This is a genomic window from Alphaproteobacteria bacterium, from assembly GCA_040905865.1.
Lineage (GTDB): Bacteria > Pseudomonadota > Alphaproteobacteria > UBA8366.
Genome location: JBBDQU010000037.1, coordinates 21,954 through 33,119, shown reverse-complemented (window position 1 = coordinate 33,119; position 11,166 = coordinate 21,954). Strand labels below are relative to the sequence as shown.

The 11,166-nt window shown below is 62.1% G+C and carries 11 protein-coding genes; 7 read left to right on the top strand and 4 right to left on the bottom strand.

All coding sequences use genetic code 11. The features are described from left to right. Positions 1 to 105: 105 nt before the first annotated feature. From WD767_07595 to WD767_07580, 4 genes are all read right to left on the bottom strand, one after another. Positions 106 to 1,077, bottom strand: a complete 972-nt coding sequence (locus WD767_07595; GenBank protein ID MEX2615943.1) for a tripartite tricarboxylate transporter substrate binding protein — start codon at positions 1,075 to 1,077, stop codon at positions 106 to 108. A gap of 379 nt (positions 1,078 to 1,456) precedes the next feature. Further along, positions 1,457 to 2,425, bottom strand: coding sequence for a tripartite tricarboxylate transporter substrate binding protein (locus WD767_07590; GenBank protein ID MEX2615942.1), 969 nt, complete (start codon positions 2,423 to 2,425; stop codon positions 1,457 to 1,459). A 226-nt stretch (positions 2,426 to 2,651) separates the two neighbouring features. Next, a complete protein-coding gene (locus tag WD767_07585) occupies positions 2,652 to 3,782 on the bottom strand; it encodes an MFS transporter (protein ID MEX2615941.1) in 1,131 nt (376 codons plus the stop codon). Next, a complete protein-coding gene (locus tag WD767_07580; GenBank protein MEX2615940.1) occupies positions 3,779 to 3,928 on the bottom strand; it encodes a hypothetical protein in 150 nt (49 codons plus the stop codon). Before WD767_07580 ends, WD767_07585 begins: the two co-directional genes overlap by 4 nt. A gap of 114 nt (positions 3,929 to 4,042) precedes the next feature. Between WD767_07580 and WD767_07575 the strand changes: the two genes are divergently transcribed. The 7 genes from WD767_07575 (at position 4,043) to WD767_07545 (ending at position 11,141) form a co-directional block, all read left to right on the top strand. Next, positions 4,043 to 4,804 (top strand): DUF4197 domain-containing protein, encoded by a 762-nt coding sequence (locus WD767_07575; GenBank protein ID MEX2615939.1) that lies wholly within the window; start codon positions 4,043 to 4,045, stop codon positions 4,802 to 4,804. Positions 4,805 to 4,869: 65 nt separating this feature from the next. Then, entirely contained in the window at positions 4,870 to 5,433 is a 564-nt protein-coding gene (locus tag WD767_07570; GenBank protein ID MEX2615938.1) for a hypothetical protein, read from the top strand. Positions 5,434 to 5,649: 216 nt separating this feature from the next. Further along, a complete protein-coding gene (locus WD767_07565; protein MEX2615937.1) occupies positions 5,650 to 6,285 on the top strand; it encodes a methyltransferase domain-containing protein in 636 nt (211 codons plus the stop codon). A gap of 204 nt (positions 6,286 to 6,489) precedes the next feature. After that, entirely contained in the window at positions 6,490 to 7,299 is an 810-nt protein-coding gene (locus WD767_07560) for a tellurite resistance TerB family protein (protein MEX2615936.1), read from the top strand. Between the two features lie 35 nt (positions 7,300 to 7,334). Further along, positions 7,335 to 7,559: an amphi-Trp domain-containing protein gene (locus WD767_07555; GenBank protein MEX2615935.1), complete on the top strand. Its 225-nt coding sequence runs from the start codon at positions 7,335 to 7,337 to the stop codon at positions 7,557 to 7,559. Positions 7,560 to 7,791: 232 nt separating this feature from the next. Further along, a complete protein-coding gene (locus WD767_07550) occupies positions 7,792 to 8,493 on the top strand; it encodes a 2OG-Fe(II) oxygenase (protein ID MEX2615934.1) in 702 nt (233 codons plus the stop codon). A gap of 218 nt (positions 8,494 to 8,711) precedes the next feature. Next, on the top strand, positions 8,712 to 11,141 hold the full coding sequence (locus WD767_07545) for a PAS domain-containing protein (GenBank protein ID MEX2615933.1): 2,430 nt from the start codon (positions 8,712 to 8,714) through the stop codon (positions 11,139 to 11,141). The last annotated feature ends 25 nt before the right edge of the window (positions 11,142 to 11,166 follow it).

Here is an 11,166-nt window from a genome sequence, read left to right as displayed (position 1 = left end):
CGCATTGAATCACAAACCCCTCACCAAAGGCGAGGGGTTTGTCAGCGGTCTGAGGGGAGGCCGAAACCTCCCCCTTCGCTATACCGGGCGCAAATGCGTCCCGGATTACTTCTTGCCTTCGGTGGCTTTCAGTATCCTGCCGGCGTTGACGTCGTTGGCGGCGAGAAACTCATCCAGTTCGGCGCCCTGTTTCCAGTCCATGCCGTAGCCGAACTTGTCCATACCTTCCTTGAATTCGTCAGATTCCCAGACTTTCCGAAGCGCCACGATGTATTTTTCCTTGATGTCGTCCGGCAGGCCCTTCGGGGCGGCGATGGCGCGCCAGGCGCCCGCCACGATTTTTTTGCCGGTGACTTCCTCCATCGTCGGAACGTCGGGGAAGGTGGGGTGACGCTTTTCGGCCATGACGGCGAGGGCGCGGATCTTGCCCGCGTCGATCAGGGTCTTGGCTTCCGGCAGCGAGGTCGGCGCCAGATCGATGCCGCCCGCCGCGAGTTCCGTCAGCGACGGCGCCGCGCCGCCCGATGCGATCCAGCTGTAGATGGATGGGTCCATATCGAATGCCAGCGCGAGCTGGGTGAAGGCCATGCCCCAGCTGCCCATGCGGCCGCCGCCGCCCAGGTTCCAGTCCTGCGGATTCGCCTTCAGTTCCTCGATTGCCTGCATGGCGTCCTTGAGATGCGCCTTGCTCGGCCCGACCTGGAAACCGGCCGGATCGAAATTGAACATCGCCAGCGGTGTGATGTCCTTGTAGCTCAGATCCATGCCCTGCCAGTGATACAGGCCGATCGCCTGCGCGATCAGGCCGATCGTATAGCCGTCGGGGTCCGAATTGGCCATCGCCGAATGACCCGTCAACCCATTGGCGCCGGTGCGGTTCACGACATTGACCGGAACCCCAAGTACTTCGCGCAATCCGGAAGCGAAAAAGCGGGCGGTGGCGTCCGTGCCGCCACCGGCGGAATACGGACAATAGATGGTGATGGGCTTTTCTGGCCATGCGGCCTGGGCGGCATTTAGCGATGTGGCCAACATGACGGCCGTCGCGCCCAATCCCATTAAGTGCTTCAAAAACATTCACTAGCTCCTTGATTGCTTCCAGTTGTCGAGTTTTCCCGGATCGACGCGATTGTCTTACCGGTCGTTTTGGTTGGTTCTATAAATGGAAAAGCAGTGTCCTCCCGGACAAATTCCGTTTTACATTGTGCACGGTAGTGACCCCCGAAGGTTTTGCCAATAGGCACCTATGCTTGTATGCCGCCATTAACAATCGTCGTAATGGTTCGGGGCGCCGTTTCCCGCATCGTCCTGACGGCCGGTTTTCCGGGCCGTATTGGCTATGGATGGACGGCGAGATAGCTTCGATTCCGCATGCCGGTGGACTGGCTGTGCGCCGCGAAAAAAAGGGGAGGCCGAAGCCTCCCCCATAATATCGGTCGCGAACGCGTCCAGACTACTACTTGCCTTGTGTCGCTTTCAGGATCTTGCCTGCGTTGGCGTCATTGGCGGCGAGAAACTCATCCAGTTCGGCGCCTTCTATCCACGCCATGCCGTAGCCGAACTTGTCCATACCTTCCTTGAATTCGTCAGATTCCCAGACTTTCCGAAGCGCCACGATGTATTTTTCCTTGATGTCGTCCGGCAGGCCCTTCGGGGCGGCGATGGCGCGCCAGGCGCCCGCCACGATTTTTTTGCCGGTGACTTCCTCCATCGTCGGAACGTCGGGGAAGGTGGGGTGACGCTTTTCGGCCATGACGGCGAGGGCGCGGATCTTGCCCGCGTCGATCAGGGTCTTGGCTTCCGGCAGCGAGGTCGGCGCCAGATCGATGCCGCCCGCCGCGAGTTCCGTCAGCGACGGCGCCGCGCCGCCCGATGCGATCCAGCTGTAGATGGATGGGTCCATATCGAATGCCAGCGCGAGCTGGGTGAAGGCCATGCCCCAGCTGCCCATGCGGCCGCCGCCGCCCAGGTTCCAGTCCTGCGGATTCGCCTTCAGTTCCTCGATTGCCTGCATGGCGTCCTTGAGATGCGCCTTGCTCGGCCCGACCTGGAAACCGGCCGGATCGAAATTGAACATCGCCAGCGGTGTGATGTCCTTGTAGCTCAGATCCATGCCCTGCCAGTGATACAGGCCGATCGCCTGCGCGATCAGGCCGATCGTATAGCCGTCGGGGTCCGAACTGGCCATCGCCGAATGACCCGTCAACCCATTGGCGCCAGTACGGTTCACGACATTGACCGGAACCCCCAGCACGTCCCGCAGTCCGGTGGCGAAAAAGCGGGCGGTGGCGTCCGTGCCGCCACCGGCGGAATACGGACAGTAAATGGTAATGGGTTTTTCAGGCCACGCGGCCTGGGCAACATTCAGTGTCGTGGCCATCGCGACGGTCGCCGCGGTCAGGCCGATCAGGTGCTTCAGTGACATGGACAAACTCCCTTTTTTTCTCCCGGTTATCGAAACTCCGGGGAGACTTTTTTGGTCGAACGCGAGCTATCCCGGTTCCACATTACGTAAGGCAGCGTCCCCCCGAACAAATTCCGCTTTACAGGCAATACGGTAGCGGTTCACACATGATTTGCCAATGGGTAGCGTGGCGGGTATGAATTTCATCGATACACTACCACAATAGATGGTGGCCGGGGGTGACCATCTATCGACGGGGCAGGGCCTGTATCGCCATGCCCGTGCAAAGCAGTACCGCCAGCCCCCAATAGATCGAAGGCAGATCCCATACCCCGATCACGAAGCCGGAAGCCAGCGGGCCGAGCGCCGCGCCCAGGTCGCGCCAGCTCTGCATCGTCGCCAGCCGGTGCATTACCCGTTCGGGCGGATTGCGTAGGGCTACGGCGGCGGGGCCCACGGCGGCGATGATGGCGCGGCCGACCACGACCGCGACAGCGCCGGCGTATATATGGCCCAGGGCGATTGCCGAAAGGCCCGCCGCCGACAGCATGGTTGCGGCGAAGAATGTCCTGCCGACGCCGACCCGGTCGCCCAGCATGCCGCCCAGCGGGCCCAAGAAGGCTTCCGCGAAACGCCGGACCAGGAAGATCAACCCGCCGCCCAGAATAGCGGTTTCGATGGACAGTACGCCGCTGAGCAGGATCGTGATCGTCATGGTGAAGGCGCCGTCGATGGTGAGCCCGACGGCGAAGAACAGCAGGTCCAGCCGTTCGGGACGCGGCAGCCAGGGAGAATCCCGGCGCTGCGCCGGACCGGTTTCCCGTGGCAGCAGGAATGCGACCGGCAGGGCGGCGAAAGACAGGATTCCGAGATACAGGAAGACTACCTGCGGCCCGGCATAACCCGCGAGCCAGGCGCCCCCGGTCAGGGCGGCGGCCGGCCCGAACTGCTGGATGGCGTGGCTCAGCCCGACCCGCGTGCCGGCGCGTTCCCGGTCATCGACCGCATAGGCGAGACAGGCGAGGATCAGCGCGGCATAGGACAGGCCCCACAGCAGCCGCGCCGCCAGCAGCGCCGGGCCGCCGTCGGCCAGGCCATAGATGACGGTGGAGGCGGCGCCGGTGGCGCAGCCGAGGATCGCCGTCCGACGGATGCCCAGCTCATCTGTCACCCGGGCAATCGCGCCATAGGAGACGATGCGGACGAAGCGGTTGGCGGACAGCAGGATTCCGACCCAGATGATGCTGACGCCGAAGTCGGCGGCGCTGACCGGCAGCACGACATAAAGCAGCGCATCGCCCATCAGGACAATCGACAGCGCGGCGGCCGACAGCGATGTCGGGCCGAGGCCGCGCACCGGCCCGGACCCGGCGGTCAAGCGAGGTGTCCGAAATCGGTTGCGTAAAGGGGCTTGAGCTTCGTCAGGGTCTCATCCGGCAACGGGCCGGCTTCCCCGGCGCCGGTCACCCGGTCCGGGCGATTGCGTTCCGCCAGCCCGGTCCGGCAGAATTTGCGGTTTTCCATCCGTATTTTCCCTGTCCGTAACGTCCTGAATTGCCTTGCCGGTGCGCCGCCATGCCCAATATATAATCAAGGCCAGAGCCTATGCTGGCCGCGCCGCAACGGAAAGGCCGTTCCATGTCCCGATTTACCCTTCTGCCCCTATTGCAATTCACCGCCGTCGCCGGAGTGGTTGCCGCTGTGGCCGTCCCGGCGCAGTCGCAGGGTTTTTTCGACAAGGGCAGGGAGATGTTCGATTCGATCACCAAATCGGCGCCGGAAGGCACGACGGGGCTGGCGACCGATGAAATCGCCGCCGGATTGCGCGAGGCGCTGAAGGTCGGCACCGAACGGGTGGTTGAAACGGTCGGCAGGACCGACGGGTTCAACGGCAATCCGGAAATCCGTATTCCGCTGCCCGAATCCCTGAAGAAGGTGCAGTCGGTCCTGAAGACGGTTGGCATGTCACAGATGGCGGACGATCTGGAAGTGAAGCTCAACCGCGCGGCGGAGGCCGCGGCGCCGCAGGCGAAGGCGGTGTTCTGGGATGCCATCGCGGCGATGTCGATGGACGACGTCCGGAAGATCTATAACGGCCCGAAAGACGCGGCAACGCAGTATTTCAAGGGCAGGATGACCGCGCCGCTGGCGGACAGCATGCGCCCGGTCGTCGATTCCACCCTGTCGGAGGTCGGCGCGATCAGATCCTATGACGCGATGATGGGCCAGTACAAGACCATGCCCTTCGTGCCCGACGTCAAGGCGAACCTGACGTCGCATGTGCTCGATGGCGCGCTCGGCGCGCTGTTCCTCTACCTGGGCCGGGAAGAAGCGGCGATACGCGAAAATCCGGCAAAGCGGTCGACGGAACTGCTGCAGAAGGTGTTTGGCGCCTCCTGAGCGGGGGACAGCGCGGCGCGGGGTTTCGGGCGGATGGTCTGAACCCGGCCGGGAAGGGAGCGAGCATGCGACACAACACCAAACCCGCGCTCTGCATACCGGCGCTCTGCGTGGCATTGCTGTTCGCCCTTGTCGGCGGAGCCGCCGCGGCCGCGGACCGGCCGATAAAGGATTTCTATGGCGAGTATGTCGGCCGTTCCCTTTCCGGCCATGGCGGCGACCTGGAAGAGCGCGATATCAATGTGATCGTCTCGGCGGAAAAGCGCGGGTTCAACGTTTCCTGGTCGACGATTTCGGCGCGGGAGGGCGGCGAGTTGACGCGCAAATCGTATTCGATCAGCTTCCGCCGCACCAATCGCGAGAATATCTATCAGTCCGCAATGCGCACGGATGTTTTCGGCAACGAGGTGCCGAACAATCCGATGCAGGGCGACCCATATGTCTGGGCGCGTATTGCCGGTGACACCCTATCCGTTTATGCCCTGATCGTCACCGATTCCGGCAGCTACGACATGCAGGTCTATCACCGTACCCTGACGCCGGATGGCATGAAACTGCGCTTCTCGCGCACGGTGGAGGGCGAAGAGAAAAAAATCATCACCGGCGAATTGAAACGGGTCGTGAATTAGGGTCTGCTGACATTCAGGATTCCCTTATTGATAAGGATGTGACGCTTCAGCATCCAGCACCGATGCCACGGGCTATGCCTTGTGGCCGATGTTTTCGCTCCGTCACGGCTCGCCTTTCATTCCGGGGTCGTGTAACACAGGTATGCCGGACACCTCGTCGAGTATCAGCCTCGTTAAGCATGGCTGTGCTCGACGAGGACGGAGGGGGTAAACGCCATGAATCATCGAACCATGAATCTTCTTGCTGCCGGCCGCGGCGCGCGGGCCGATGTCCTGCCTTTCGTCCGCGCTTGGCTGAACGACCCGCTGCGGGTGGGCGCGGCCCTGCCGTCCGGCACGGCCCTCGCCAGTGTCATCACCGCCGATATCAGCGCGGCGACCGGCCCGGTCATCGAGCTTGGCGCCGGAACGGGCGCCTTCACGCGTGCCTTGCTGCGCCGCGGCGTACCTGAGGATCAGCTGGTCCTGGTCGAATCGTCTCCTGAGTTCGCCAGCCTGCTGCAGGCGCGTTACCGCAGCGCCACCGTGCTGTGCGAGGACGCGGCACGTCTGGGGCGCTTGAAGCTCGCCTTCAGCGGCCAGGTCGGCGCCGTGGTCAGCGGCCTGCCGGTGCTGAGCATGCCTCGGCGCAAGGTGCTGGGTGTCCTCGCCGGCGCTTTTCGCCAGCTGCGGCCTCAGGGCGCGTTCTACCAGTTCACCTACGGCCCCAAATGCTCTGTCTCGCGGTCCATGCTTGAACACCTGGACCTGGAATCGCGCCGGGTCGGCATTGCCTGGATCAACGTTCCTCCGGCATCCGTCTATCGCATTGCCCGCCGCCCGGAACCGGCGGCGATGACCCTGGCGGCGTGATCGGAATTCGGGTTTATTTGTTTCTCACGCCGCCTCCACGCGGGCGACAGCCGATAACCTTGCCACCACCCGCATCGAGGCCGACGAAAAAGCCGTGGCCACACACACGATATTCGGTGGCAAAGGCGCACGCCTGAAGATGAAACGAACCCTTGTAAAATTTCCGGGGCGCACCCAATTTCAGCCCGTAATCAAGAGGTCTCCATGAATCCGCAAAAGCTACTCGAACAGTTTCTAGGTCCGAACGCCATTACCAATCCGGGCGGTCAGCAGCCGCCTGCGAACGTTTCCGCGACCGGTGGCCAAACGGCGCCGCAAGGCCAGGGCGGGGCTAGTATTGGCGAACTGATCAGCGGCGCGTTGGGCCGTCTCGGCGGACAGCAGGCGCCTGGACCCGGCGGCTTCGGGGTGCCCGGCGGGGCGCTCGGCGGCTTCGCGGCCGGAGGCTTGCTAGGCGTGCTGCTGGGACAAAAGAAATTCCGCAAGATGGCTGGCGGCGTCCTTGGTTATGGCGGCGCCGCAGCGCTTGGCGCGCTGGCTTACCGGGCCTATCAGAATTGGCAGGCAGGCCAGCAGCCAGGGCAGGCCACGGTGGCGACGGCCGCGGATGCGCCGCGGGAAGGATCACGCTTTGCCCCCGTAACCGGCGCCGACGGCAAGCCGTTCGCACTGGCGTTCATTCGCTCGATGATCGCGGCCGCCAACGCCGATGGTCACGTCGGGTCTGACGAGCAGAAGCTGATTTTCGACGCGGCCAATCGCGGCGGGCTCGACGCCGAGGACAAGGCGTTTATTTTCGACGCCCTGCAGAACCCGGCTTCGCCCGACCAGATCGCCGCTCTGGCCGGCAGCCAGGAACAGGCAGCGGAACTCTATCTTGCCGCGCGCATTGCTATTGATCCCGATCACCCGGACGAAAAGGCGTTTTTGCAGCATCTGGCGCAGTCGTTGAAGCTGCCCGCCGGCCTCGTCAGCCATCTCGATGCGCAGGTGGCGCAGAATCTCGAAACTTGAATTTGCAGCCCCATTAAAGCCGATTGCGAGGAAACATGGCCCGGAAACCGGAAAGAGACATCGAGAAGGACTACCCACTGCCGGAATTCATCGACAAGCTGCGCCGGCTTGCCGATGCGCTTGAGACAGGTGAGCGGTTCGATATCCAGATTGCCGGCGAGCGGATATCAGTGCCGGTGCGCGCAACCTTCAACATCGAGCACGAAAGAGGCGCGGATGGGGAGGAGATCGAGTTCCAGATCAAGTGGTCGCCGAAGTGAGTTGGTCTTCTGAATGCTCACGATCAGAGCGCGCGTACTGCTCGACTCGGAATCACAGGTAACGCGCCGCCCGATTGAGGCTGCTTTTTCGTGATGAAGGCGGGTCGGTCCTCGACTACCCGCCAACTGGAACTTCACAAAGCCGCGTTTCAGATTCTTTCGGGCTAAGGCCGCCGCAAGTTTCGGGTGGCGCCCGGCGCCCCGGTCCGCATGATTGCCGGAGGAGGCGGGCATGACCGAAACCTGGCACGCGCCGGACTGGACGCGGGTGGAAACCGATCTCGACGGGCAGGGCTACGCCCTTGCCGGTAAGCTGCTGGACGCCGGCGCCTGCGCGGCGCTGGCCGCGTGTTACGACAGCGATGCGCCGTTCCGTAGCCGCATCGTCATGGCGCGCCATGGATACGGGCAGGGCGAATACCGGTATTTCGGCTATCCGCTGCCGGAACCGGTCGCAACTCTGCGCGGGGCGCTCTATCCGCCGCTGGCGCTGATCGCGAACCGCTGGCATGCCGAGTTGAAAATCGGGACCCGCTTCCCGCCGGACCATGCGGCGTTCGCGGCGCGTTGCCATGCGGCGGGGCAGACAAAGCCGACGCCGCTGCTGCTGCGCTACGGCGCCGGGGACTACAACCGCCTGCATCAGGATATTTACGGCGAACATGTCTTCCCGTTGCAGGTGGCCGTTCTGCTGTCGCGTCCCGGCGACGATTTTTTCGGCGGTGAATTTATCCTGACCGAGCAGCGCCCCCGCATGCAGTCCCGCGCCGAGGTCGTGCCGCTGGCTCAGGGGGATGCCGTGATCTTTCCTGTTCGTCACCGGCCGGTCCGGGGCGCGCGCGGAGTTTACCGGGTCACCATGCGCCACGGTGTCAGTCGCCTGCGCGCCGGTAACCGCCTTACACTCGGAATCATCTTCCACGACGCCGCCTGATTGCCGCGGTCGCGACACCATTCCATGGTGGTGTAGATGAAAATATTTCAATAATAGCGATAATATTTGGTTAACCAATTACGCGGATAGTTTGGTTGAAGATCCCGTCCATGCTGGAAGAGCAAAGATAAAGAACTGATCGAGAGTCTGATTTGGCGTTTTCCGACACGATCGCGGAACTCACAAAAGGTGCAGGGCTTTTTATTGTTCTGTTTTATGTGATCTCGCAGGTCAACGAACGATTCGATGGACGACCGGCTTTCCACAATTCCGTCAAGGGAATCCTTTTCGGTTCCGCGGCTGTTGTCGGCATGGCATCGCCGCTCGAACTGGGACCCGGGCTGATCTTCGATGCCCGCACCCTGTTCATTGGCGTCGGCAGCGCCTTTGGCGGTATCGCTGTCGCCGTCATTTCCGGCGCAATTGCGATTGCGTACCGACTGTCGCTCGGCGGGGCGGGCGCGTTGGCCGGTTCGGTTGTCATATTGACATCAGCGCTCATTGGCGCGGGTTTCTTCTGGCTGCGCAAGCGAAACATTGTGGCGTCCCGCACTGTGAATTTCCTGTTATTCGGTCTCGTGCTGCATGCTGTTGCGTTGCCCTGGTATTTTTTGGTTCCAGGGGAAGAATTCAATGAGTTTTCCCGCACTGTCGGCATTGCGATGTTGGTGACATTCACGCCTGCGACGGCGCTTCTGTGCGTATTGTTCTCCGATATCGAAGCAAGGGCCTCCATGCGCGAGGCGCTAAAGGCCCGCGATGCCGATTTCAACCGAATCCTGAGCAGCATGAAGAATATGTATTACCGGTCGGATGCGAACGGCCTTTTGGTCCGTGTTTCGCCATCGGTTACAAATCTTCTCGGTTATACGCCGGAAGAAATCATCGGACGCGATGCCTCGGATATCTTTTACACGCCGCCGGATCGCATGGCGTTCCTTGCGGCGCTTGATGCCGGCAACGGCACGGTTCGGGATTATGAAGTGGCCCTGCGCGCAAAGGACGGCCGCAAGGTAATGATTTCCACAAGTTCGCATTACCTTTACGATGCGCGCGGAATGTTCTCCGGTGTCGAAGGAATCGGCCGCGATTTCTCGGACCGAAAGGAAGCGGAGGAACAGGTTCACACCCTTGTCGAGCGCTTGAGCCTCGCAACCAGGGCTGGTGAAATTGGCATCTGGGATCGGGACGTCGCGTCAGGCATGATCGTCTGGGACGGCAGGATGTGCGAGCTTTTCGGTCTTCCCGGAGACGGATATACCGGGACGCCGGAGATCTGGACGGACATTGTCCATCCCGAAGATATCGCCCGGTTGCGCCGCGAAATTGACGAGGCGATTGCGACGAAGAACGAGTTTTCCACGACGTTCCGTCTCATCTTGCCGGACGGCACGATCCGTCACCTGGAAAGTTACGGGCTTGTGAACCGGAATGCGGCCGGGGAAGCGGTGCGTCTGATCGGCATCAACCGGGACATAACCGCAAAAGTGGAATCCGAGCAGCGCCTGATAGAATCGCAGAAAATGGAAATGGTTGGACAGCTCACCGGTGGAATCGCGCATGACTTCAATAATCTGCTGGCGGTGATTCTGGGAAATCTGGAATTCATGGACGACCATATCGCGGCGGGTACGACGCTGGGGGCACTGAAAGAGGGCGCATTGCGCGCGACGCTCCGGGGCGCGGACCTGACCCAGCGTCTGCTGGCGTTTTCACGCAAGCAGGCGCTGCGTCCGGAATATACCGATACCGGCAGGCTCATTCAGGAACTCAGCGAACTGATGCGGCGGTCGCTGGGAGACCATGTCGAAATCGAATGCTGTCTTTCGACGGATGTGAGCAGGATCGTGATCGATCCGGGTCAGCTGGAAAACGCGCTGCTCAATCTGGCGATCAACGCACGCGACGCCATGCCCGATGGCGGCAAGATTACGATCGCGACGGAGAATGCGCTGATCGGTCCGGAAGATCCGAAGTGCGCGAACGGGCTGACGCCGGGTTCCTATGTCGTCATAACCGTGTCCGATACCGGGTCGGGCATGTCGTCCGACGTGCGCGCCCGCGTCTTTGAACCGTTTTTCACGACGAAGGAAGCCGGTAAGGGCAGCGGCCTCGGCATGAGCATGGTCTACGGTTTCGTGAAACAATCCGACGGCCATGTCACAATCGACAGTACGCCGGGGAACGGTACGGTGATCCGGCTTTATCTGCCGCAGACGGACCAAGTGCCGCGCCAGCAACCGTCCGCGTCGGAGGCCGTCGGATTCCAGCCGAGAGGCACGGAGAATGTGCTCGTTGTCGAGAACGATCCGGATGTCCGCGGCAATCTGACGGCCACCCTGGAAATGCTGGGGTACCGGGTTGCATCGGCGAGCGACGGGCCGTCGGCCATTGCCATGCTGGACGACCTGCCGCCGCTGGACCTGCTGATTACCGATCTGGTCATGCCGCATGGCATGAATGGCGAGGATGTCGCAGCAAATGTGCGCAAGCGCTATCGGAATGTCCGGATCCTTTATACGTCCGGGATAGCGGGCAATACGGTCGGGACACCCGATAGCGGCGATGACGGCATTGCCTTCCTGCCGAAACCCTATCGGCGCACCGTTCTGGCGCAGACCATCCGGCAATTGCTGGACGCGGCGTAAGGACCCCGCCTGCCGCGCCGTCCAT

What these genes read in the sequence shown, in the direction of transcription:
- WD767_07595 (MEX2615943.1), bottom strand. Translation starts at nt 1,077, where the DNA reads ATGTTTTTGAAGCACTTAATGGGATTGGGCGCGACGGCCGTCATGTTG.
- WD767_07590 (MEX2615942.1), bottom strand. Translation starts at nt 2,425, where the DNA reads ATGTCACTGAAGCACCTGATCGGCCTGACCGCGGCGACCGTCGCGATG.
- WD767_07580 (MEX2615940.1), bottom strand. Translation starts at nt 3,928, where the DNA reads ATGGAAAACCGCAAATTCTGCCGGACCGGGCTGGCGGAACGCAATCGC.
- WD767_07575 (MEX2615939.1), top strand. Translation starts at nt 4,043, where the DNA reads ATGTCCCGATTTACCCTTCTGCCCCTATTGCAATTCACCGCCGTCGCC.
- WD767_07570 (MEX2615938.1), top strand. Translation starts at nt 4,870, where the DNA reads ATGCGACACAACACCAAACCCGCGCTCTGCATACCGGCGCTCTGCGTG.
- WD767_07565 (MEX2615937.1), top strand. Translation starts at nt 5,650, where the DNA reads ATGAATCATCGAACCATGAATCTTCTTGCTGCCGGCCGCGGCGCGCGG.
- WD767_07560 (MEX2615936.1), top strand. Translation starts at nt 6,490, where the DNA reads ATGAATCCGCAAAAGCTACTCGAACAGTTTCTAGGTCCGAACGCCATT.
- WD767_07555 (MEX2615935.1), top strand. Translation starts at nt 7,335, where the DNA reads ATGGCCCGGAAACCGGAAAGAGACATCGAGAAGGACTACCCACTGCCG.
- WD767_07550 (MEX2615934.1), top strand. Translation starts at nt 7,792, where the DNA reads ATGACCGAAACCTGGCACGCGCCGGACTGGACGCGGGTGGAAACCGAT.